Source organism: Pantoea sp. App145 (assembly GCF_047947045.1).
In the GTDB taxonomy this organism is placed as follows: domain Bacteria; phylum Pseudomonadota; class Gammaproteobacteria; order Enterobacterales; family Enterobacteriaceae; genus Pantoea.
Genome location: NZ_CP133290.1, coordinates 920,710 through 944,891, shown reverse-complemented (window position 1 = coordinate 944,891; position 24,182 = coordinate 920,710). Strand labels below are relative to the sequence as shown.

Here is a 24,182-nt window from a genome sequence, read left to right as displayed (position 1 = left end):
TCAAACGTCGAAGGCTGCTGCTGCGCGAGTTTGCGCGCTTTGGCACGGGCGACCGCCGCGGCAATTGCCGCTTTGCGTGGGTCGGCGGAGTCAGGAGACGCAGCGGCCTCCGTTTCCGGGGAATCAACAGCGGCAGAGGCGTCAGCCTGTTGCGCGGCGGCAGCGGCTTTCTTCGCCTTAGCGCGGGCAATCGCGGCTTCTACTGCGGCTTTGCGTGGATCAACCGGCTCTGCGGCAGGTGCTTCAACAGGGGCAATCGCTGGCTGTGCCGCAGCGGCTTTCTTCGCCTTAGCACGGGCGATGGCAGCCTCTACGGCGGCTTTACGGGGATCGACCGCCTCAGCAGGGGCTTCGCTAACCGGCTCGGTAGTGGCCGCTTTCTTCGCTTTGGCGCGTGCAATGGCCGCTTCCACCGCCGCTTTGCGCGGATCGCCAGCCTGACGGCTCAGTGCCTGAGTTTCGGCCTGGGTTTCCGCCTGACGTGCCAGCGCCTGAGCATGGCGCGCTTCGCTTTCTGCGGCGGCCTGTTCAGGCGTAATGGTCTGACGTGCTTTGATGCGCGCGACAGCAGCATCCAGTTCACCCTGATCGCTACGTGCAACACGCTGTTTTGCCTGTTCATGGCGTGCTTCACGCGCCAGTTTTTCCCGTTCCAGACGTGACTGGCGTGCTTCAAAGCGCGCTTTGGCTTCGGCAGTGCGTTTCGCTTCCAGGTCGATGGCGCGCAGTTCAGCCTTCTCCTGGCGATAATATTGCACCAGCGGAATATTGCTCGGACAGACATAAGCACAGGCACCGCATTCGATGCAGTCATCAATATGATGCGCGCGTGCTTTGTCATGATCGCCGCCCTGGCTATACCAGTACAGCTGCTGTGGCAGCAGTTTTGCCGGGCAGGCATCGGCGCAGGCGCTGCAGCGGATGCAGGATTGCTCATCCTGATTGCTGCCCATCTCGTCAGCCGAGGGAGCCAGAATACAGTTGGTAATTTTCACCACCGGCACATCCAGCGACGGCAGGGTAAAGCCCATCAGTGGGCCGCCCATGATCACCATCTGGCGCGCACCTGGGGTAAACCCGGCATGATGCAGCAGGTGGCTAACCGGGGTACCAAGACGACCCCAGACGTTACGTGGCTGGGCGATCGCTTCGCCAGTCACCGTCACCACGCGTTCGGTAATCGGTTCGCCGTTGATGATGGCGCGTTTCACCGCCCAGGCGGTGCCGACGTTTTGCATCAGTACGCCGATATCGGTGGAGCGGCCGCCATGCGGCACTTCCAGCCCGGTAAGAATTTTGGTTAGCTGTTTGGCACCGCCGGACGGGTATTTAGTGGGGATCACCCGCAGTTGCATATCGCGTTCACCGCCCAGCGCCTGTTTCAGCGCCGCGATGGCTTCCGGCTTGTTATCTTCCACGCCGATCAGCACCCGCTCGGCCTGTAACAGCCAGGCCAGGATACGGCAGCCTTCCAGCACTTCCGCTGCGCAATCCTGCATCAGGCGGTCATCAGCGGTGATATAAGGTTCGCACTCGGCAGCGTTAATAATCAGCGTTTTCACGCCACGCAGACCACCGCGCAATTTGGTCGCTGTCGGAAAACCCGCACCGCCGAGCCCGGCAATCCCGGCATCAAAAATGCGTTTCACCACCTCTTCGCGTGGCAGGGAACGGTAATCAGGCTGTGGGTCGAGCGCTGTCCAGCGGTCCTCGCCATCGGCAGTGAGAAAGATACACAGCTCAGACAAGCCAGACGGGTGCGCAGTCATATGCGGCGCAATAGCTTCAATGGTGCCGGAAGTCGGCGCATGAACGGGCAGCATACGTCCGCTGCCAAAGGTCAGCGGCTGGCCGCGCAGTACACGATCGCCAGGTGCGACACAGATCTCGCCCTCATGGCCGATATGCTGCTTTAGCGGAATGATAAAACGTTCAGGCAGCGGTAACTGACTGAGCGGCGTACCGTTTGACTGTGTTTTCATTTCAGGCGGATGGATGCCGCCCTGAAAATCCCACAGCTTCTCTTTGCGGAACAGGTTGAGCAAATTAAGCATGACTTTCTACCGGGATCACCCGTACAGGAATGGCTTCGAGATCCCACTTCCAGTTGGCCGTGGTGGTGGCAACCGGGCGCATCTCAATGCAATCAGTTGGACAAGGGGCAACGCAAAGGTCGCAACCGGTGCAGACATCGCTCAGCACGGTGTGCATCGCACGGGTGGCACCGACAATCGCATCTACCGGGCAAGCCTGAATGCATTTGGTGCATCCGATACAGTTGGCTTCATCAATCCAGGCAACGGTACGCACCGGGGCCAGTACCTCTTCACCGCCGTCCAGTGGTTGTGGCTCGACGTTAAGCAGCGCAGCCAGTTTCAGCATGGTCTGTTCGCCACCGGGCGCGCATTTGTTGATGGCTTCGCCGTTGTTACCGACGGCATCCGCATACGGACGGCATCCAGGGTAGCCGCACTGGCCGCACTGACTTTGCGGCAGAATGGCATCAATCTGTTCAACAATCGGGTCTTCTTCGACCTCGAAACGACGCGCGGCGTAACCGAGCAGGGCGCCAAATACCAGGCTCAGAGCACTTAATACGGCAATAGCTATCCAAATCGCGGTCATCAGAATTTCACCAGACCGCTAAAGCCCATAAACGCCAGCGCCATCAGGCCAGCGGTAATCAGGGCGATGGAGTTACCTTTAAACGGGGTGGGCACATTGGCCAGCACCAGGCGTTCGCGAATACCGGCAAACAGCACCATCACCAGCGAGAAGCCGAGTGAGGCGCTGAAGCCATACAGCGCAGCCTGCAAAAAGGTGTGGTTCAGGTTGACGCTCAGCAATGGCACGCCCAGCACCGCACAGTTGGTGGTGATCAGCGGCAGAAAGATACCGAGCAGACGATAGAGGGACGGGCTGGTTTTACGCACCACCATTTCGGTGAACTGCACAACGACGGCGATCACCAGGATATAGGCCATGGTACGCAGATAAACCAGATCGAGCGGAACCAGAATCAGATGGTTAACCAGCCAGGCACAAATGGAGGCCAGCGTGATCACGAAGGTGGTGGCAAGTCCCATGCCGATGGCCGTTTCCAGTTTTTTTGACACACCCATGAACGGGCAAAGTCCAAGGAACTTTACCAATACGAAGTTGTTCACCAGCACGGTGCCAATAAAGAGCAGTAAATAATCGGTCATGACGAAACCTGGGAAGCCGAAAGGCGTCTATTATCCGGAATTGAGAGCTGCATCTCAACCCAGGCGGCGTTTACAGTGGGGTTGAGAGCACTCAGAATTAAATTCCTGACGAAACTTGCGCCATTACGGCTGGATAAACGTCTGTTTCACGCGTTTAGAACGCTTGAAATAGGGAACAAATACCGCCGCTGCCAGCAGCGACAGCAGTAAAGTCTGGATTGCTTTACTATCGGATACCGGCGTGAAAGCGAAGGTTTTTACTGCCAGCAACACCGTCATTAGCAGCCAGAGAATGTAGTGACGCGGCAAACGCTGTGAGCGTTTACAGAAAATCCAGCAAACCCAGATGCTGTAGGCCCACACCAGCCCGGCAGTCAGCAGTGAAACCGACCATTGCGTCAGCAGGATGCCACCGTGCGAGAATAATGTGGTGCGCAGTTCAGGGTTGAATAACGGGCTGAGATACATCGCCACCACCAGTGCGCTGGTGAGCATGGTCATAATCAGCCACGCCAGCGGAAATAATAACCAGCCAGCTATACGTGGTGGATTCACCTGTTCAGTCATCGAAAAAGTCCAGTTACCGGGATTAGGGCCGTAAGCGTATCATGTCCAAACGGGGCACGCCCGACCTGGACAAAGCAATAGTAACGGAAAGCAGGAAGTTGAAACGTATTAAACCACGTAGCGCCAGACAGATTTAGGCACGCGGCCCAGATCAAACAGACGGCCACCGGAAGCCAGTTCGGCGCGACGGTGATCGGCAGCACGATACATATTGATGATTTCGTTATCATCAGTCAGTGAATAGTTAAGATGGTCGTAGAGTTTTTCCAGACTCTCAAGATTATTCACTTTACGGAATTTCAGCAGGTAATCGAGCGCAGTCATGATTGCCATTAAAAAATAAAGAACAGGGAAGCGCCAAGTATAGGGAGCACGGTGCCAGAGTCCATACACCAATCATAAAAAAATGCAAAAATCAGACAAAGTAAGCCATTCCGCGCACCAAAAGACACTTTTTTACCGTTTACACAATTAAATGCGCCTCGTTATGGTGCAATTAAACCCAATTTACGTTGGTTATTCAGGCGATGGAGTAAAGCCATCCTTCAGGATGGCAGAAAATAGTCAGCGTTATTATTTGCGTTTTATAACGCTATTTCCTGCCAGCCGCTCAACTGAATTTGCGGATTATTATCGACCGGTCGATAAATTTATGTACACAGATTGAAACCATACATCTCGAACTGTGCGGGCAGTCACAAAACGATCAATTCCTTTCCCCCAGGCAGCATAACCATTATTTACGCGGTGTCTGTAATCGTTTCCAGCATAATGCAGCATAAGCGATTCTCTTTATTACATTTATTTAACGGCATTGACGAAAAGTACCAGGCGTTTTGTCCATAACTCTAACCAGGATTTTGCCTGTTATCTCATCGTAACCCCTTTAATTCACTCTATTTTGTGAAGCAGGTCGCTCTCAGCGACGCACTTTTACGCCAGGCTTAAACCGCGTTTGTACCCCCTACAGCACACTCCCTTCAGAGGAATGAAATTATGTGGAAACGTTTACTCTTGTCTGCCATGGTGAGCGCCGCTATCAGCGCCCCGGTTCTGGCTGCTGATATGACAGTAGGATTCTCACAGGTTGGTTCGGAATCCGGCTGGCGTTCAGCGGAAACTAACGTGGCAAAAAGTGAAGCGCAAAAGCGTGGCATCACGCTGAAGATCGCTGATGGTCAGCAGAAACAGGAGAACCAAATCAAAGCGGTGCGTTCGTTCATCGCTCAGGGTGTGGATGCCATCTTTATCGCGCCGGTGGTGCAAACTGGCTGGGAACCCGTTCTTGAAGAAGCCAAAGATGCCAAAATTCCGGTCTTCCTGCTCGACCGTGCCATCGTCGTGAATGACAAGTCACTGTATGAGTCAGTAGTGACCGCGGATAACGTGCTGGAAGGTAAATTGATCGGCGACTGGCTGGTGAAAACCATCGGCAGCAAGCAGTGTAACGTGGTGGAATTGCAGGGTACGGTGGGTGCCAGCGTGGCCATTGACCGTAAGAAAGGCTTTGCTGAAGCGATCGCCGGACACCCCAACATCAAGATAATCCGTTCGCAGTCCGGTGACTTTACCCGCAGTAAAGGTAAAGAGGTGATGGAGAGCTTTATCAAGGCTGAGAACAACGGCAAAAACATCTGCATGGTGTTCGCGCACAACGACGATATGGCTATCGGTGCTATTCAGGCCATTAAAGAAGCGGGCCTGAAACCGGGCAAAGATATCCTGACCGGCTCAATTGACGGCGTACCGGATATCTACAAAGCGATGCTGGCCGGTGAAGCCAACGCAAACGTCGAACTGACGCCAAACATGGCAGGCCCGGCCTTTGATGCGCTGGAAAAACTGAAAAAAGACGGCACCCAGCCGCCGAAAATCATTCGCACCGAGTCAAGACTCTTCCTGCCTGCTGATGCTCAGGCGCAACTCGATAAGAAAAAAGGCATGGGTTACTGATCCCCGCACCGCCCTTCGGGGCGGTTTTCATGACGTAAGGCGAGGCAGATCCGTATGAGTACATCACAAGAAGAAGCACTGCTGACCATCAGCGGCGTCAGCAAAGGTTTTCCGGGCGTTAAGGCGCTGGATAACGTTTCTTTCAGCATCCGTAAAGGCGAAATTATGGCGCTGCTGGGAGAGAACGGTGCCGGTAAATCGACGCTGATTAAAGTGCTGACCGGTGTTTACACCCGCGATGCCGGGGTGATTACCCTTAATGGCCAGACCATCGCGCCGCACAATACCGGCGATGCGCAGGCGATGGGGATTGGCACCGTTTACCAGGAAGTGAACCTGCTGCCGAACATGTCGGTGGCGGATAATTTATATATCGGTCGCGAACCACGTCGTTTTGGCATGATCGATCGCAAGCGCATGGTGCGCGATGCCGATGCGCTGATGCGTAAATACGGTTTTGCGCTGGATGTGACACGGCAGCTGGGCCATTACTCGGTGGCGATGCAACAGATTATCGCGATTTGCCGGGCGGTAGATCTCTCGGCGCAGGTGTTGATCCTCGATGAACCCACCGCCAGCCTCGATGCCAGCGAAGTCGAAATGTTATTTGCCCTGATGGCGCAACTGAAAGCCAAAGGGATGAGCCTGATTTTTGTCACCCATTTTCTGGATCAGGTCTATCGCATCACCGACCGCATCACGGTGCTGCGTAACGGGCAGTTTATCGCCACCCGTGATACCGCCTCACTGCCGCGTATTGAGTTGATCAAACTGATGCTGGGGCGTGAACTGCTGGAGAATGCGTTACAGCGTCAGGGCAGTACCTTACGCAGCAATCAACCGGTGGTGGCGTTTGAAGATTACGGTAAGAAGGGCACCATCGAGCCGTTCAGTTTGCAGGTGCGGCCAGGAGAAGTGGTTGGGCTGGCCGGGCTGTTAGGTTCAGGGCGTACCGAAACCGCCGAAGTGCTGTTTGGTATCCGCCGTGCCGATCGCGGTACTGCCACCATCAAAGGCAAAGTGCAGCAGATTCGCACCCCGGCAAAAGCCTCCAAACTGGGCATGGGGTTCTGCCCGGAAGACCGCAAGACCGACGGCATTATTGGTAAGGCGTCGGTACGGGAAAATATTATCCTCGCGTTGCAGGCGCAGCGCGGCTGGCTGCGTCCGATTAAAAAGCGTGAACAACAGGCGATAGCCGATCGCTTTATTAAAAGTCTGGGGATACGGACACCGAATGCCGATCAACCGGTTGAGTTATTGTCCGGCGGTAATCAGCAGAAAGTGTTGCTGTCTCGCTGGCTGGTGACTAAACCCCAGTTTCTGATACTCGACGAGCCGACGCGTGGTATCGATGTTGGTGCCCATGCCGAGATTATTCGTCTGATTGAATCCCTGTGCGCCGATGGACTGGCGCTGCTGGTTATCTCCTCTGAACTCGAAGAACTGGTGGGCTACGCCGATCGCGTGTTGATTATGCGTGATTTGAAACAGGTGGCGGAAATCCCACTCGAGCAGCTGTCGGTGGCGTCAATTGTCAACGCCATCGCCCACGGAGGAGCACAACATGCTTGAATCCGATATGACGTCTGAAAAAACCAATCGGCGTAAACCGAAACTGCCTCCCGGCATGCCGCAAATCGCTGCCCTGATCCTGGTGCTGCTGGTGGATAGCCTGGTCGCCAATAACTTTTTTGCTGTGCATGTGCAGGATGGCCGCCTGTTCGGCAGCCCGATCGATATTCTCAACCGCGCAGCGCCAGTGGCGTTGCTGGCGGTGGGGATGACGCTGGTGATTGCCACTGGCGGCATTGATTTGTCGGTGGGGGCGGTGATGGCAATCGCTGGGGCCACGGCGGCAACGCTCACCGTGGCAGGACACAGTTTATCCTTTGTGATTCTTGCGACGCTCGGCACCGGTCTGGCATGCGGTTTGTGGAACGGGGTGCTGGTGGCACTGTTACGTATCCAGCCGTTCGTCGCCACGCTGATTTTGATGGTGGCGGGGCGCGGTGTCGCGCAGCTGATCACCCAGGGGCAAATCGTCACCTTCGATAATGACAATCTGGCGTGGTTTGGCAGCGGGTCATTGTGGCTGTTGCCGGTACCGGTGTGGATAACGCTGGTAGTGGCGCTGGCTGTGTGGCTGTTGACGCGCAAAACCGCGCTCGGGTTGTTTATCGAAGCGGTCGGGATCAACCTGCGTGCGGCGCGCAATGCCGGTGTCACCGGTTGGCTGGTGGTGATGTCCACTTACGTTATCAGCGGTGTCTGTGCGGCGGTGGCGGGTCTGATTGTCGCCGCAGATATTCGTGGCGCGGACGCCAACAACGCCGGTCTGTGGCTGGAGCTGGATGCGATTCTGGCGGTGGTGATTGGCGGGGCATCGCTGATGGGCGGGCGTTTTAATCTGGTGCTGTCGCTGATTGGTGCGCTGATTATTCAGTCAATGAATACCGGGATTTTGTTGTCAGGATTCCCGCCCGAACTGAACCAGGTGGTGAAAGCGATTGTGGTGATGTGCGTGTTGTTGATTCAGTCACCACGCTTTATCGCTATGCTGAAACGGAGACGTCCATCATGATTAAACGCCATCTTCCCCTGATGATTACCCTGCTGGTGTTTGTCGCCGGGTATCTGTTCTGTCTCAGCCAGTTTCCCGGCTTCGCTTCAACGCGGGTGATTTGTAATATCCTGACCGATAACGCCTTTCTCGGCATCATTGCCGTCGGGATGACGTTTGTCATCCTGTCCGGCGGGATTGACTTGTCAGTGGGCGCGGTGATCGCCTTTACCGGTGTGTTTCTCGCCCGGTTGATCGGGGATTATCATGTTGATCCGCTGCTAGCGTTTGCGCTGATTCTGGCATTGGGCGCGGCATTTGGTGCCATGATGGGCTGGCTGATTGATGCGCTGAAAATCCCGGCGTTTATCATCACCCTGGCCGGGATGTTTTTCCTGCGCGGTTGCAGCTATCTGGTGTCGGAAAACTCCATTCCCATCGACCATCCGCTGTATACCACGCTGTCGAGCCTGGCATGGAAAATCCCGGGTGGCGGGCGTCTGAGCCTGCTGGCAGTCATTATGCTGGTGGTGGTGATTGGCGGCATCCTGCTGGCGCACCGTACGCGGTTTGGTAATCAGGTGTATGCCATCGGCGGCAACCTGACCTCAGCCCAGCTGATGGGGATCCCGACGCGTGCCACCACCATCAAAATCTACATGTTATCGACCACGCTGGCGACGGTGGCAGGCATTGTGTTTTCTATCTATACCTCGGCGGGTTATGCGCTGGCAGGATTAGGGGTGGAACTCGATGCCATCGCCTCGGTGGTGATCGGCGGCACGCTGCTGTCGGGTGGCGTAGGTACGGTACTCGGCACGCTGTTTGGCGTGTTGATTCAGGGGCTGATCCAGACCTGGATCAACTTCGACGGCACCCTGAGTTCCTGGTGGACCAAAATCGCCATCGGCATTCTGTTATTTGCTTTTATCGCGCTGCAACGCCTGCTGACAGTGATGTGGGATCGCCAGCAGAACGCGCCAGTAAAACGGTTATCATCCTCGTAGCCTTGCACCACCATTAGGGAAGCTTGTGACGATGTTTCTGGAATACCGTCCGCTGCGACGATCTTTGTGAAACACCGTTGTGGAGGCCCAACCGGGCCTCCTGTTTTTTCCGGGTCTGTGTATCCGTAGCGGCGCGATTTATCGCGCAACTCTAGGTAATGGTGTGACTTTTTGCCATCAGCGCCGCCAGATTCGGTCGCACCGGATAGCCATTTTCCCAGTGACAGTTGTCAATGTCATCGAAGGTACAGAACATCAATTGATTTATCGCTTCAATGCCCAGCGTTTCTCTGACTGCGCGGAACCAATCCATCACGATTCTTTTGTCCGTCTCGTCTTTCAATGCCAGCAACCAGATATTGACTCTGGCGAAAGCAAACTCATTATCCAGATTGGCATACATGTTGCGTTGATCGATGCCGTCGCCAATTACCACCACCGGCATGGAACTCAGCAGGTTAGTGGTTTCCTGCGCGGCTTTGCGGGCAAATTCTTCGGCATCATGGAAGTGGCTACTTGTGCACCTGAGCTTTGTCGCGCGAACCGCCAGGCTGAGCAGATACGCCAATTCCGGGTTGGTTTTACTGGTGTATTCATGCTGTTTACCCAACAGCAACTGCTGCATGATGCCCGGCACCAGTTGCAGACCGCAGTTAATAATTGAATGGGTAACCACATCCAGATTGGTGCCATGCGCCACGTTGTTCTCAGCATGGGGATCAAAGATAGCAGGGCGGTAATTGATGGTGCCGGGCTGTGGCGTACGAACATGGGAAAGATACTCGCCCACCGTCTTATAAGGGAAATTGCCATCGGCAAATTGTCTGATTAATCCCTGGCGGATTGTCTCTATTTCGTCTCTGATATGCCCTGGCGGAAAACGGAGGAGAACAGCATCATTATTGAAATCGTAACTTTCAAACGAGATCGGCGTATCTTTGGCGATATGATAATCAGCTAATAAGTTTGCCTGATTATTTTCAATATGGGTCAAATTCAAAGTGGGGTGTGACAGCGTTTCTATCGTATCACTACTGGCCAGTACATAGGCGAGATCGGGTCTTCTCAGACTGTCTGTTTTGAGAATGGTGTTGTCGAGAACATCAAAGGTACAAACCCGTATTTCTTTGATTCTTTCATTTTTTGTTGTGTCATAGATTTCTTTGAGACATTGCAGCAGGATGTTTTTTTCCTGCGTGTTTCTGCATGCCAATCCGCGGATGTTCAACCTCTTCGTCGCAATTTGGTTATCAACATTTTGATATAGACGACCTGCTTCAATACCATCACCAAAGGCAACCACAGGCATAGATGAAAAAAAAGTTTCGTTATTTTGTGCTGCTGCTTTGGCAAGTTCCTGTGCGTCACGAAAACTGCATATACTCGATAACAGGCTGGCCCTGACACCCTTGCAAAGTTTATAATAATTACCCTCGCTGAGCGTTTTAATATAGGGGTGCTCCATGCCCAGCAACTTCAGTTGCTTAATGACCGGGACAATTTGTAGATTGCAATTGATGACGGAATAGAGAACCACCGCAGCATTGGTGCCATGTGCCAGCCGATTGTTGCCGGTAAGAATCCACTTCGCCGGCCGGTGATCAATGCTGTTGCCAGCGGGGTAATGTTTTGCCTGACGATAAGTGCCCACGTTAGCGTGGCGATAGGTTTTATTCTCATGCTTTTCTTTTAATGCCTGACGTAGCGCAGCCATATCCTCTCTCCATCCTCCGGCCCACATATTTGCGTACGACAGATCATTAAAATCAAAATTATCGAATGCGATGGGGGTACTCATAGGAATATAAAAAGAGGACAAGTCATAAGTGGGTTGGTTTTCGACATGGCTGACATTGATCGTCGATTGGGATGTTCCGGGTACTGATTCAATGACCGACTGACTTACCGGGCTTGTTGTATATCTGTTCACGTCCATCGTTTACGTTCTCCTGATTTTGTTGCGGCGAATTGATGCAATAAATTATACAAGGGTATGACTTTTTTCCATCAGTGCAGCAAGATCGGGGCGCGTTGCACGGCCTGTTTTCCTTCGGCAATCGCTAATATCTTGAAGGGTACAAAACATTAATGAATTGATTTCCTCAATGCCCAGCACATCACGGACTTTTTTAAACCACTCCATCACAATTCTTTTATCAATTTCGCCCTTAAGCGCCAGAATCCAGATATTCACTCTGGCGTAAGCGAATTCATTACTCAGACCGGCATACATATCACGTTCATTGATCCCCTCACCAATCACTACCACCGGGATGGAACTCAGGATATTGGTATTTTCCTTCGCAGCATCAACGGCAAACTGCTCGACATCACTAAAGTTGCTGTGTAACGCTCTGAGTGCTGTCGCGCGTACCGCCACGTTCAGCAGCCAGGTTAATTTGGGGTCGGCTTTATAGGTGATGTCATGCTGCTTACCCAGCAATAGCAACTGGGTGATGCCCGGCACCAGTTGCAGGCCACAGTTAATAATGGCGTGTGTCACCACATCCAGATTTGTGCCGTGGGCGACATTATCATCATCATGCGGATCAAAGGCATCGGGGCGATAATCGATATCGTCTGGCCCTGGCGGGGACGTGTAGGCCAGATATTCTCTGATCGTTTTATAGGGAAACCGGTCATCCGCATATTTTCTGACGAATTCCTGACGTATCTCCTCCAGATCGACTCTCATAAATTCTTCTGACAGCGTTCTGTGGCGGATATCGTTGAAATCCAGTTTATCAAAGGATATTGGTGTGCTTTTGTCTATGTGAAACAGTGACAACAAACCTGGCAAATTATTTTCAATATGGTTCAGGTTCAATGCCGGTTTTGCATGTGTGTCTATTGTATCGCTGCTTGCCAGAACATAGCCAATATCTGGCCATCCGTGGGCATTTTTTTTCCATAAAGTGTTATCGAGTTCAGCATAGGTACAGACGCGGATTGCTTTTATTTGGTCATTTTTTGTCACGTCATATATTTGCTGAAGGCAGTTGAGTATGATGTCTTTATCTTTATTATCCCGACATGACAATATACGGATGTCGAGACATTTCGTGGTGCCCTGCGCATCCATATTGGCGAAGAATTCGCCTTGCCCGGTTCCATTGCCAATGATAACCACCGGTATTGAGTCAAAAAACGCATCGTTATTCTGTGCTGTCTGATTAGCAAGCAGCTTCACATCATGGAATGAGCAGTCTCTCATATTTAGCAGGTTGACTTGTACCTGAGAACAAAGCTGATAAAAATTTTCCTCGTTAGTGAGTTTAATATAAGGATGGATCATGCCGAGTAATTTCAGCTGTTTAATGGCGGGAACAATTTTTAGATTACAGTTGATCACGGAATACAAAACTACCGCCAGATTAGCGCCGTGCGCCATCACGGTTTTACCGTTGAAATCGAACTCCGAACGGTAAAAATCCTTGCCGCGTGCAGAAGGATATTTTTTGGCTTTGATATATTCATCGATCGTAGCATGGGGGTAAGTATTGTTCTGATATTTTTCTTTTAAGTTAACTCGCATAACTTCCAACGCATCGCGGCAGAATTTATCAAATGATTTTTTATGCGATAAATCATTGAAATCAATCTGTTGAAAGTTTATCGGCGTATTTTTATCAATATAAAACGAGGATAAGTCATAATTTTTGCGGTTCGCCAACTGACTTATATTGATGGTGGGGGATGGAGCGGCCTGTGCCTCTTCAACCTGAAGGGGGGCGCCTGCGATATTTCCAATAGGGTCCATATTTAATTCTCTCCTGAAGGACGCAGTTCTTTTGTGAGCCTGCTATGGCATTAAACATTATTCCTTCCTGAGGGCGCTGGGATTTTTTCATGAGAAAAACCGCAATGCATATCTGAATGTATTGCGGTGCAGTTTTTTCTTTCTAACATAAAAAAGGCCGCGATAAATCGCGACCTGAGAAAACAGGAAAAGTAATTAACGCATCAGGCGGTAATAAGCCTCATTCCAGCGCAGCGCATCTTTGAACGCCGGTAACCGCGTCTCGTCATCAATCACCAGCACTTCGATACCGTTCAGCTCGCCATAAAGATAAAGGTCGTCGAGATCCAGAGCCTGGCTGAACACCGTATGGTGCGCGCCACCGGCCAGAATCCAGGCTTCTGATGCCGTTGCCAGTGACGGTTGTGCACGCCACAAGGCACGCGCCACCGGCAGCTTCGGTAACGGTTTCGGTTGTTCAATGGCATCGACCACATTGACCAGCAGACGGAAGCGGTCGCCGAGATCGATCACGCTGGCATTCACCGCACGTCCGGCTGGGGTAGAGAAAATCAGGCGGGCCGGATCGGCTTTGCCGCCAATGCCGAGGAACTGTACATCAATCAGCGGTTTCTCTTCTTTGGCAATGGACGGGCACACTTCCAGCATATGGGAACCCAGCACCAGATCGTTACCTGGTGCGAAGTGGTAGGTGTAATCCTCCATAAATGAAGTGCCGCCGGGGCGATTGCCTGCCTGTATTTTGAGGATGTGCAGCAGCGCAGCGGTTTTCCAGTCACCTTCACCGGCAAAACCGTAGCCCTGGCCCATCAGACGCTGTACCGCCAGACCCGGCAGCTGCGTCATGCCATGTAACGTCTGGAAGTTGGTGGTAAAGGCTTTGCAGCCTTCCGCTTCAAGGAAGCGCTTTAGTCCCAGCTCAATGCGTGCGGCATCCAGCACATTCTGGCGCTTCTCCCCATTGACCGCAGCGACTTCGGTAAAGCGGTAGTGACTTTCGTATTCATCAATCAGGGCATTGACGTCGCCATCGCTGACGCTGTTCACCACCTCGACCAAATCACCGACGCCCCAGCCGTTTACCGCATAACCAAACTGAATTTGCGCCGCCACTTTATCACCTTCGGTGACTGCCACTTCGCGCATGTTATCGCCGAAACGGGCAACTTTCAGTTGCTGGCTGGCCTGACGTGCCTGGGCAGCACGGATCCAGCGACCAATCCGCAGCTGGCTCTCTTTATCCTGCCAGTGGCCGGTAACGACGCTGTGTTGCAGGCCCATACGCGCACCGATAAAGCCGAACTCGCGGCCACCGTGGGCGGTCTGGTTGAGGTTCATAAAGTCCATATCCATGCTGTCCCATGGGATCTCGGCATTGAACTGGGTATGGAATTGCAGCAGTGGCTTATTCAGGATACTTAACCCGCCGATCCACATTTTGGCGGGTGAGAAGGTGTGCAGCCAGGTAATGATGCCGACACATTCATTGGCGTGGTTCGCTTCGCGGCACAGTGCCAGCGCTTCGTCCGGCGATTTCACCAGCGGTTTGAGCACCAGTTGCAACGGCAGGCTGCCCGCCTGATTCAGGCCATCCATCACCTGGCGCGCATGTTGTTCCACCTGGCGTAACGTTTCCGCCCCGTAGAGGTGTTGCGTACCAATAACAAACCACACCTGTTGTGTGTTGTGCTGTTCCATAAAACCACTCCTTTACTTAGCGGAAACGGTGCGTGCGGCATACTGCGGTTCAGCGGCCTGGCACCAATGTTGATAGCGTTGATAAAGCTGTTGATAGCGCGCCACGCGCTGACTATCCGGTTGTAAGGTCACGTCGATCGGGCTGGCCATTACCTGCTGTGCCGCCGGGACATCGGCGTAAACCTGGGCGGCGACCGCGGCAAAAATGGCCGCACCGAGTGCGCAGCATTCGTCAGAAGCGACGATATCCAGTGGTCGGTTCATCACGTCGCAGCAGGCCTGCATGATGGCCGGGGATTTACGTGCAATGCCGCCGAGAGTCAGCACGCTTGCCACCGGAATCTGCTGTTGTTCGAAACATTCCATAATGGCGCGCGCGCCAAAGGCAGTAGCAGCGATAAGGCCGCCAAACAGCGCCGGGGCATCGGTACCGAGATTGAGGTCGGTAATCACGCCTTTGAGGCGTTGATTCGCATCAGGAGTGCGACGACCGTTGAACCAGTCCAGCACCACTGGCAGATGATCGAGCTGCGGATTAGCGACCCAGGCATCGGTCAGTTGACGGATCAAATCTTTTTGCAGCTGCTCCAGCTGGGGTTGCAGCTCAGGGTGTTGCTGCGCGGCCTGTTGCAGTGGCCAGCCGAGCAAGCGGCTGAACCAGGCGTAGATATCGCCGAAAGCAGATTGTCCTGCTTCGCAGCCAATTGCACCCGGTACCACGCTGCCATCGACCTGGCCGCAAATACCTTTGATGGCGCGGTCACCGACTTTTTCGCTGTCGGCAATCAGGATGTCGCAGGTTGAGGTGCCGATCACCTTCACCAGCGTATAGGGTTGTGCTCCGGCACCAACGGCACCCATATGGCAGTCAAACGCGCCGCCAGACAGCACCACCTGGGGTGACAGACCGAGACGCTGCGCCCATTCGGCGCTCAGGGTGCCGACTGGCACATCAGCAGTCCAGGTATCGCTGAACAGCGGAGAGTCGAGTTGTTCGGTCAGCAGCGGGTCGAGCGCATTAAGGAATTCAGCGGGAGGCAGCCCCTGCCAGTCCGAGTGCCAGAGGGACTTATGCCCGGCGGCACAGCGGCCACGGCGCAACTGTTGTGGCGCGGTGGTGCCGCTCAACAGGGCAGGTACCCAGTCGCACAGTTCCACCCAGGAGACGGCGGCGTCACGAACGGCCGCATCGGCACGGGACACGTGCAGAATTTTCGCCCAGAACCATTCCGACGAATAAATACCACCGATATAGCGGGTGTAGTCGGTGAAGCGGCCGCTGTGGCACAGCTGATTGATCTCCTCCGCTTCTTCTATCGCGGTGTGATCTTTCCACAACACAAACATGGCATTGGGGTTATCGGCGAACTCAGGACGCAGCGCCAGCACGTTGCCATCACGGTCGATCGGTGCCGGCGTTGATCCGGTGCTGTCCACACCAATCCCCACCACGGCGGTACGTTGTTCCGGGCTGAGTTTTTGCACCACCGTCACCAGCGCCTGTTCCAGCGCGTCTATATAGTCCTGCGGATGATGACGAAAGCGGTTGGCATGCGCATCGCAAAACAACCCTTTAGCCCAGCGCGGATAGTTAACCACGGCTTTTTCCAGTTCTTTGCCACTGTGGCAGTCCACGGCCAGGGCCCGGACGGAATCGCTGCCAAAATCCAGCCCGATGGTAATAGCGCCAGCGCCCATTGAAATTCTCCTGTGTCAGTTATCTGCGCTTATCCTGGAATGGGTGGGCTGGAGCGGTTAGTCATCCCCGGCTGAGAATATGCACTTTTCTGCCATCAACAGGCATTTCGTGATCCACTGCAAAAGTTAATGACCGGTTAATTTTGCTGAATATATGGAGAATTTTGTCGTCGTTCCGGGATGTGATACCGCTCTACATTTTTATCACCTTTTCCCGCTACAACTAGCCCAGCGTTTGCACAGCCTTTGTACAAACCTTGTTCTAACGCGCTGATTTTACGCTGTACCCGTAAGAGAAGTCAGTGTGGTAGCGTTTACACCGATTCGTTTAAAGCTCGCTAAAAACATCATTGTGCCGGAGAGCATCATGCATAAATTCACTAAAACGCTGGCGGCAATTGGTCTCGCCGCGCTTATGTCACATTCCGCTATCGCCGAGACCATGAAGCTCGGTTTTCTCGTCAAACAACCGGAGGAACCCTGGTTCCAGACTGAGTGGCGCTTTGCCGATAAAGCGGGCAAAGATCTCGGCTTTGAAGTGATCAAAATCGCTGTACCCGACGGCGAAAAAACCCTGAACGCCATCGACAGCCTGGCGGCCAGCGGTGCGAAAGGGTTTGTGATCTGTACCCCGGACCCGAAACTGGGATCGGCGATTATGGCGAAAGCCCGTAGCTATGACCTGAAAGTGATTGCGGTCGATGATCAGTTTGTTAATGCCAAAGGCAAACCGATGGACACCGTGCCACTGGTGATGATGGCGGCAACCAAAATCGGCGAGCGTCAGGGCCAGGAACTGTATAAAGAAATGCAGAAACGCGGCTGGGATGTGAAAGAGACCGGCGTGATGGCGATCACCGCCAACGAGCTGGATACCGCGCGTCGCCGCACCACCGGTTCGATGGATGCATTGAAAGCGGCAGGTTTCCCGGCAGCTCAGATTTATCAGGTCCCCACCAAATCTAACGATATCCCGGGTGCTTTCGACGCCGGTAACTCGCTGTTGGTGCAACATCCGAAAGTGAAACACTGGTTGATCCTCGGCATGAATGACAACACCGTTCTGGGCGGCGTGCGCGCCACTGAAGGCCAGGGCTTCAAGGCACCAGATGTGATCGGTATTGGCATCAACGGCGTGGATGCGGTCAGCGAGCTTTCCAAAGGGGAACCGACCGGTTTCTACGGATCGCTGCTGCCCAGCCCGGACGTACACGGCTATAAAAGCAGCCAGATGCTGTATGAGTGGGTAACCAAAGGACAGGAACCTGCGAAGTTTACTGAAGTCACCGACGTGGTGCTGATCACCCGCGATAACTTCAAAACCGAACTGGCGAAAAAAGGGCTGATGTAATCCCGTTGCGTGCGCTCTGTGCCTCGCGGGGACAGAGCGCCTTATTCACCATGATATGGAGTTCCCATGAACACTGATTCTGACTTTCTGTCGTTTCATGGTATCAGCAAGACGTTCCCCGGTGTGAAAGCGCTCCAGGATATCTCGTTCAACTGCCGCGCCGGTGAAGTGCATGCGTTGATGGGTGAGAACGGCGCAGGCAAATCGACGTTGCTGAAAATTCTCAGCGGCAGTTATCAGCCCACCGCGGGCGAGATCCACATCAAAGGCCAGCCGGTACGGTTTAATCACACCACCGAGGCGCTGGATGCCGGGGTGGCGATCATTTATCAGGAACTGCACCTGGTGCCGGAAATGAGCGTGGCGGAGAACATCTACCTCGGTCAGATTCCGCATCGTCATGGCCTGGTCAACCGCAAATTGCTGCGCTTTGAGGCGGGTTTACAGCTGAAAAATCTGGGCATGGATATCGATCCTGATATGCCGCTGAAATACCTGTCGCTCGGCCAGTGGCAGATGGTGGAGATTGCCAAAGCGCTGGCGCGTAACGCGCGCATTATCGCGTTTGATGAACCCACCAGCTCGCTGTCGGCGCGTGAAATCGAACATCTGTTCCGCGTGATCCGCCAGCTGCGCGAGCAGGGCCGGGTCGTGTTGTATGTTTCGCATCGCATGGAAGAAATTTTTGCGCTAAGTGACGCCATCACCGTGTTTAAAGATGGCCGCTACGTGCGCACCTTCACGGACATGAAAAACACCCATCATGAAGACCTGGTACAGGCGATGGTGGGACGCAATCTGGGGGATATCTATGGTTACGCGCCGCGTGATTTGGGCCCCGTGCGTTTGCAGCTGGACCAGGTGGAGGCGAAGGGTGTGCGTATGCCCATTTCGCTAGAAGTACGGGCTGGCGAAATTGTCGGGCTATTCGGCCTTGTCGGGGCTGGGCGCAGTGAATTGATGAAAGGGTTATTCGGTGCCACCCGCCTGCGTGGCGGCAGTGTGTCGCTGGATGGGAAAAAACTCAATATTCGCCAGCCGATCGATGCGATTCGTGCCGGCATTATGCTGTGCCCGGAAGATCGTAAGGCGGAGGGCATCATCCCGGTGCATTCGGTACGCGACAACATCAACATCAGCGCGCGTCGCCATAATCTCACCGCCGGTTGCCTGATTAAACCCGGCTGGGAGGCGAAAAATGCCGACAGCCATATCCGCTCGCTCAATATCAAAACTCCGCATGCGCAGCAGCTGATCATGAATCTGTCGGGTGGTAACCAGCAGAAAGCGATTCTGGGCCGCTGGTTGTCGGAGGAGATGAACGTGATTCTGCTGGATGAGCCCACTCGTGGCATTGATGTGGGTGCGAAACACGAGATTTATAACCTGATTTATCAACTGGCAAACAAAGGTATTGCCGTGTTGTTTGCCTCCAGCGATCTGCCCGAAGTGATGGGCCTGGCCGACCGTATCGTGGTGATGCGTGAAGGCGAAATTGCCGGTGAACTGCCACACGACCGTGCCACGGAGCAGCTGACGCTGGGCCTGGCGATGCCGAAAACGACTCAAGCGGCCGCCGTGGCCTGATGTAAAGGAGAGCAATTATGGCTTCATCTACCACTTCTAATACGCCACCGGCGCAGCGCAGCGGCCTGCAACTGGGACGTATCTGGGATAACTTCGGCATGCTGGTGGTGTTCGCACTGCTGTTTATTGCCTGTACCCTTTTTGTCCCCAACTTTGGCTCCTTTATCAATATGAAAGGGCTGGGGCTGGCGATGTCGATGTCGGGTATGGTGGCGTGTGGCATGCTGTTCTGTCTCGCCTCCGGGGATTTTGACCTGTCGGTCGCCTCAGTGATCGCCTGTGCAGGCGTGGTCACTGCGGTAGTGATCAACATGACCGAAAGCCTGTGGATTGGTGTGGCGGCCGGTTTACTGCTGGGTATGGCGACCGGTTTTGTTAACGGTTTCGTGATTGCCCGGCTGAAGATCAATGCCCTGATTACCACACTGGCCACGATGCAGATTGTGCGTGGTCTGGCGTATATCTTTTCAGACGGTAAAGCGGTGGGTATCGAAGATGAACGTTTCTTCGCCCTCGGCTATGCCAACTGGTTTGGCTTGCCAGCCCCGATCTGGCTGACTATCGCCACCATGATCGTGTTCGGGTTTCTGTTGAATAAAACCACCTTTGGCCGTAACACGCTGGCGATTGGTGGCAACGAGGAAGCGGCGCGTCTGGCCGGCGTGCCGGTGGTGCGTACCCGTATCATCATTTTTATCCTTTCCGGGTTAGTCTCGGCGGCGGCGGGCATCATTCTGGCGTCGCGCATGACCAGCGGCCAGCCAATGACCTCTCTGGGCTACGAGTTGATCGTGATTTCTGCCTGCGTGCTGGGTGGGGTGTCACTGAAAGGCGGTATCGGTAAAATTTCTTACGTGGTGGCCGGGGTATTAATCCTGGGTACGGTTGAGAATGCGATGAATCTCCTGAATATATCGCCTTTCTCACAGTATGTGGTGCGCGGTTTGATACTGTTAGCGGCGGTGATTTTTGACCGTTACAAACAGAAAAATAAAGCCGCCTGAGTCGGTGACAACAACGGAACGGTAACAGCCGTTCCGTTTCGGTTATCAATCACGCGAAAAGTGAGGGCATTATGTACCACCGCGAACCCCCCGTGGCCCAACAAAACCCGTTATTACCGGGGTACCCCTTTAATGCCTGGCTGGTGGCCGGGCTGACGCCGATTACCGCCGATGGCCCGCTCGATTTCTTTATCGACCGTCCGCTCGGAATGAAAGGCTATATCCTCAATCTGACCATTAAAGGCGAAGGTCGGGTGTTTGATGGTGAACAGGCATTCGACTGCCTGCCTGGCGATATGCTGCTGTTTCAGCCGAAAACCCCGCATTACTATGGCCGTGCGCCAGATAGCCCGTGCTGGTTTCATCGCTGGGTCTATTTTCGCCCGCGTGCCTACTGGACTGACTGGCTGCAATGGCAGGACGAATCCCAGGGGGTGGGGCGTCTGCGTCTGCCGGAAGCCCAGCGTGCAGAATTTGATCGTCTGTTTGCCAGCATTGAACAGACGCATAACTCCGGACGGCGTTTTGCCGAAGAACTGGCGATGAACCTGCTGGAGCGATTGTTGCTGCGTGCGGTGGAAGAAGATCCACGCAGTCATCAGCAAATCCGCGATCCACGCGTGATTGAAGCCTGCCAGTACGTCACTAATCATCTGGCGAGTGAGGTGAAAATTGAGGAGGTGGCGCGCCATGTCTGTCTGTCACCGTCACGTCTGGCGCATTTGTTCCGCGAGCAGATGGGCATCAACCTGCTGCGCTGGCGCGAAGACCAGCGGGTGATCCGTGCCAAACTGCTGTTGCAGACCACCCAGGAGCCGATTGCCTCGGTGGGTCGCGAAGTGGGCTATGATGACCAGCTGTATTTTTCGCGCGTGTTCCGTAAACGTGTGGGCGTCAGCCCCAGTGATTTCCGGCGCCGCAGCCAGGATGCACAGGATGCACTGGTGGCCCAGGAAAGCTGGCAACCTGCAAGGAGTGCGATCTCCTGAGCTTTCAGGTGATTCCTTCTTGTCCTCACTGACTGATTCGTCTTAAATCAGTCAGGTAACGAACAAGAGGAATGATAATGAGCGATAAACTTCGTGTCGGCCTGATAGGCTACGGATTTGCCAGCAAAACTTTCCATGCACCGTTGATTGCCGGTACGCCAGACGTTGAACTGGCGGCGGTCTCCAGTAGCGACGCCACAAAAGTGCACGCGGACTGGCCTTCGGTGCAGGTGGTTGCCGATCCTCAGACGCTGCTGGACGATCCGACTCTGCACCTGATTGTAATTCCTACCCCGAATGATACCCATTTCCCGTTAGCCAAAGCCGCGCTGAACGCGGGCAAGCATGTGGTGGTGGATAAACCTTTTACCGTCACCCTGTCGCAGGCGCGTGAGCTGGACGCACTGGCAAAAGCGAAAGGTCTGCTGCTGTCGGTGTTCCATAACCGCCGTTGGGATAGCGATTTCCTGACGCTGAAGTCTCTACTGGCTGATGGCTCTCTCGGTGAAGTCCGTTATCTGGAGTCGCATTTTGACCGCTTCCGCCCGGAAGTTCGTCAGCGCTGGCGTGAGATGAAAGGGCCGGGTAGCGGTATCTGGTTTGATTTGGGGCCGCATGTGCTCGACCAGGCGTTGCAGCTGTTCGGTGCACCTGTTGCCATTAACGTCGATATGGCTGAACTGCGTACCGGTGCGCAAACCACCGATTATTTCCATGCCACGCTGACTTATCCGCAACGCCGTGTGGTGCTGCACGCCAGTATGCTGGCGGCGGCGGAGTCGGCGCGTTTTATCGTGCACGGCACGCGTGGCAGTTATGTGAAATTTGGTCTCGATCCTCAGGAAGATCGTCTGAAGGCGGGCGAACGTCCACCGAAGGAGGAGTGGGGTTATGATATGCGTGATGGTGTGCTGACGCTGGCCGATGGTGACGTGATGGTGGAAAAAGCCCTGCTGACGCTGCCAGGCAACTATCCGGCTTATTATGCGGCCGTGCGTGATGCCATCGCTGGTACTGGTGTGAATCCGGTCACAGCGGAAGAGGCGATTCAGGTGATGGAGCTGATTGAGCTGGGCCTGCAATCGGCAGAGCAACGCCAGACCATGTCGTTGAAATAATCGTTACTCTCTCCCGCCAGCGGGAGAGAGTCTTCGTACAGGAACAATTAATCCTTAATTACCACATCCGGGAAACTCGCTTTAACGCAGCGAGTATAATCACCCTTGGTTAACGCGCTAAAATCGTTTTCCTGCCAGTTAACCAGTTTACATGCATAGGACTTCCCGCCTGGGTTTTCGGCAACATAGCTGTCATCTTTCACCCAGAATAAAGGCATCGCCGCTGAACTCTCTTCGCTGAATTGTTTCATACCCTTACAACCCAACACTTCACTGTCCGGTATGGATACACCCAGCTGTTTGGCAAAGGCTTTGTAATACTCGATACGGTTTAGCGACTGCTGGATTTCTACGCTGCCACCACATTCGACACCCCCGTTAATGATTTGGGTGGTCACACCAAAGCCGGGAACCAGTCCATTGGCCTTGTCTGCCGCATTTGGCTGCCAGCTACCGTCCATCACGGCCTGCATACTTGGCTTAGGCGGTTGCGGTTGCACATAGAAAAATATCGCACTGGCGAGGTTGAGCCAGGTATCAGCGACCAGATGAGGTTCTTTCAGTAACACATTCACATCACCATACATGGCTTGTGAGAAGACGCCGTAGTTAAAGTTATAACTTAGCTGTTTAGCGCCGCGCCCAAAATAACTGAGCGCATTGCCCTGGCTGTCTTTAGCACACGGCCAGGCTTTGCCCTGCCAGGTGGTGGGATCACAGGTTGCGCCTGTGTATTTATCGTAGCTGGTTTCGTCAAGGCCCATTTCCCTGACCCAATGTAATCCTTGTTGCCACTGAGCAACGTCACTCTCGCTGGCATGCTCACCGGTTTCCTGCACAAAATGCGCAAACATGGTGGCGAGAGTCTTTTTACAAATCCCTTCCGCATCCTGCCCATTGTCGCTATCCGCACAAAGAACCGGGAATTTACCTACTGCTTTCAGGAAATTTTCATAGGTGTAAGCGGGAGCGCGGTGCGGGAAGAATGTGTCCCATTTAGCGGCTGTGACTAGCGCTTCTACGCGTTTCACGTTGGCCGGATTGTTTGACGCGCCCGGCTTAATCTGCTCAACCTGATCGTTACTCAGTGTGCGAATGGCTTTTTTCACTGCAACCAGTTGTTCCGTGTTCGTCAGGGCGGCTTCATGTTCATCCAGCGCTTTTTGGCTCAGCTCCAGACCTGGTTCAGATGCGCCACCGTGCAGACTCCATGCTGAATCCCATGCCCAGCCCTCACCCGGTGCATAGACTGAAGATTCTCCACTGCACCAGTTAGCGACCTGACATTGATAATCGTTACCGTGGTTACTGACAATCTCGCCCATTTTGTATTGTTTGCCAGGCTGATATTGCGGATAGTCAGACGGCCCGGTTTCAGGGGGAGCAGGTGGTGTTGGTTCAGGATCCGGTGTCGGTTCGGGATCGATATCGGGTACCGTGCCGATTTTTTTCCATACGTTTTCCCAGTTGTGGGTGACCGTCGGGTTCGGTGTTTCACCTGGGTTGGCATACCATTGCGCCTCGAAATCCCCACCCTGCCAGGTTACTTTCGCTCCGCCGGTATAGGCTTTGTTGATATCGTATTTGTCATAGGCATGGAGTTGAAATGATACCAACATGCTGACGGTAAGCAGGGACAATGCCATCCCATGGAGTCTGTGCTTATTTTTCACTTAATAAT

Annotated in this window: 18 protein-coding genes and 1 pseudogene; 9 read left to right on the top strand and 10 right to left on the bottom strand. The window is 53.9% G+C overall.

Features of this window, described 5'->3' with window-relative positions; translation table 11 throughout:
- Positions 1–20 precede the first annotated feature (20 nt).
- From rsxC to ydgT, 5 genes and pseudogenes are all read right to left on the bottom strand, one after another.
- Positions 21–2,054 (bottom strand): annotated as a pseudogene (gene rsxC / locus RCF31_RS04175) (electron transport complex subunit RsxC); the annotation flags it as partial.
- Positions 2,047–2,625 (bottom strand): electron transport complex subunit RsxB, encoded by a 579-nt coding sequence (rsxB, locus tag RCF31_RS04170; RefSeq protein ID WP_416412594.1) that lies wholly within the window; start codon positions 2,623–2,625, stop codon positions 2,047–2,049. The pseudogene rsxC and the gene rsxB, both read right to left, overlap by 8 nt.
- Positions 2,625–3,206, bottom strand: coding sequence for an electron transport complex subunit RsxA (rsxA, locus tag RCF31_RS04165; protein WP_021185190.1), 582 nt, complete (start codon positions 3,204–3,206; stop codon positions 2,625–2,627). Before rsxA ends, rsxB begins: the two co-directional genes overlap by 1 nt.
- Positions 3,207–3,329: 123 nt before the next feature.
- Positions 3,330–3,773, bottom strand: a complete 444-nt coding sequence (locus RCF31_RS04160; RefSeq protein ID WP_299452625.1) for a DUF2569 domain-containing protein — start codon at positions 3,771–3,773, stop codon at positions 3,330–3,332.
- A 108-nt stretch (positions 3,774–3,881) separates the two neighbouring features.
- Entirely contained in the window at positions 3,882–4,097 is a 216-nt protein-coding gene (gene ydgT / locus RCF31_RS04155) for a transcription modulator YdgT (protein WP_041525780.1), read from the bottom strand.
- A gap of 672 nt (positions 4,098–4,769) precedes the next feature.
- Between ydgT and ytfQ the strand changes: the two genes are divergently transcribed.
- The 4 genes from ytfQ to yjfF are packed head-to-tail and all read left to right on the top strand — an operon-like array spanning position 4,770 to position 9,296.
- Positions 4,770–5,726 (top strand): galactofuranose ABC transporter, galactofuranose-binding protein YtfQ, encoded by a 957-nt coding sequence (gene ytfQ, locus RCF31_RS04150; RefSeq protein WP_299452632.1) that lies wholly within the window; start codon positions 4,770–4,772, stop codon positions 5,724–5,726.
- A gap of 54 nt (positions 5,727–5,780) precedes the next feature.
- On the top strand, positions 5,781–7,301 hold the full coding sequence (locus RCF31_RS04145) for a sugar ABC transporter ATP-binding protein (RefSeq protein ID WP_313687189.1): 1,521 nt from the start codon (positions 5,781–5,783) through the stop codon (positions 7,299–7,301).
- Positions 7,294–8,310 carry a galactofuranose ABC transporter, ATP-binding protein YtfT gene (ytfT, locus tag RCF31_RS04140; RefSeq protein WP_299452638.1) on the top strand — a complete coding sequence of 339 codons (1,017 nt, stop codon included), beginning with the start codon at positions 7,294–7,296 and terminating at the stop codon, positions 8,308–8,310. Before RCF31_RS04145 ends, ytfT begins: the two co-directional genes overlap by 8 nt.
- Positions 8,307–9,296: a galactofuranose ABC transporter, permease protein YjfF gene (gene yjfF / locus RCF31_RS04135; protein ID WP_299452640.1), complete on the top strand. Its 990-nt coding sequence runs from the start codon at positions 8,307–8,309 to the stop codon at positions 9,294–9,296. Before ytfT ends, yjfF begins: the two co-directional genes overlap by 4 nt.
- A gap of 151 nt (positions 9,297–9,447) precedes the next feature.
- On the opposite strand, the gene RCF31_RS04130 is transcribed toward yjfF, so the two are convergent.
- The 4 genes from RCF31_RS04130 to RCF31_RS04115 all read right to left on the bottom strand — a co-directional run bounded on the left by RCF31_RS04130 (position 9,448) and on the right by RCF31_RS04115 (position 16,452).
- Entirely contained in the window at positions 9,448–11,232 is a 1,785-nt protein-coding gene (locus tag RCF31_RS04130) for a hypothetical protein (protein WP_416412593.1), read from the bottom strand.
- Positions 11,233–11,277: 45 nt separating this feature from the next.
- Positions 11,278–13,056, bottom strand: a complete 1,779-nt coding sequence (locus RCF31_RS04125) for a hypothetical protein (RefSeq protein ID WP_416412592.1) — start codon at positions 13,054–13,056, stop codon at positions 11,278–11,280.
- A 195-nt stretch (positions 13,057–13,251) separates the two neighbouring features.
- On the bottom strand, positions 13,252–14,754 hold the full coding sequence (araA, locus tag RCF31_RS04120) for an L-arabinose isomerase (protein ID WP_299452648.1): 1,503 nt from the start codon (positions 14,752–14,754) through the stop codon (positions 13,252–13,254).
- Positions 14,755–14,766: 12 nt separating this feature from the next.
- Positions 14,767–16,452 carry a ribulokinase gene (locus RCF31_RS04115; RefSeq protein WP_416412591.1) on the bottom strand — a complete coding sequence of 562 codons (1,686 nt, stop codon included), beginning with the start codon at positions 16,450–16,452 and terminating at the stop codon, positions 14,767–14,769.
- A 367-nt stretch (positions 16,453–16,819) separates the two neighbouring features.
- Here RCF31_RS04115 and RCF31_RS04110 point away from each other — a divergent pair, with 367 nt between their 5' ends.
- From RCF31_RS04110 to RCF31_RS04090, 5 genes are all read left to right on the top strand, one after another.
- Positions 16,820–17,803: an arabinose ABC transporter substrate-binding protein gene (locus RCF31_RS04110; protein WP_208714885.1), complete on the top strand. Its 984-nt coding sequence runs from the start codon at positions 16,820–16,822 to the stop codon at positions 17,801–17,803.
- Positions 17,804–17,869: 66 nt separating this feature from the next.
- Entirely contained in the window at positions 17,870–19,390 is a 1,521-nt protein-coding gene (gene araG / locus RCF31_RS04105) for an L-arabinose ABC transporter ATP-binding protein AraG (RefSeq protein WP_299452661.1), read from the top strand.
- Positions 19,391–19,407: 17 nt separating this feature from the next.
- Positions 19,408–20,394, top strand: coding sequence for an L-arabinose ABC transporter permease AraH (gene araH, locus RCF31_RS04100; RefSeq protein WP_299452663.1), 987 nt, complete (start codon positions 19,408–19,410; stop codon positions 20,392–20,394).
- Between the two features lie 71 nt (positions 20,395–20,465).
- A complete protein-coding gene (gene araC, locus RCF31_RS04095) occupies positions 20,466–21,383 on the top strand; it encodes an arabinose operon transcriptional regulator AraC (protein ID WP_313683502.1) in 918 nt (305 codons plus the stop codon).
- A gap of 77 nt (positions 21,384–21,460) precedes the next feature.
- Complete coding sequence (locus RCF31_RS04090; protein ID WP_416412590.1) at positions 21,461–22,501, top strand: oxidoreductase; 1,041 nt, start codon at positions 21,461–21,463, stop codon at positions 22,499–22,501.
- Between the two features lie 47 nt (positions 22,502–22,548).
- On the opposite strand, the gene RCF31_RS04085 is transcribed toward RCF31_RS04090, so the two are convergent.
- On the bottom strand, positions 22,549–24,147 hold the full coding sequence (locus RCF31_RS04085; protein ID WP_416412589.1) for a glycoside hydrolase family 19 protein: 1,599 nt from the start codon (positions 24,145–24,147) through the stop codon (positions 22,549–22,551).
- Positions 24,148–24,182: the final 35 nt, after the last annotated feature.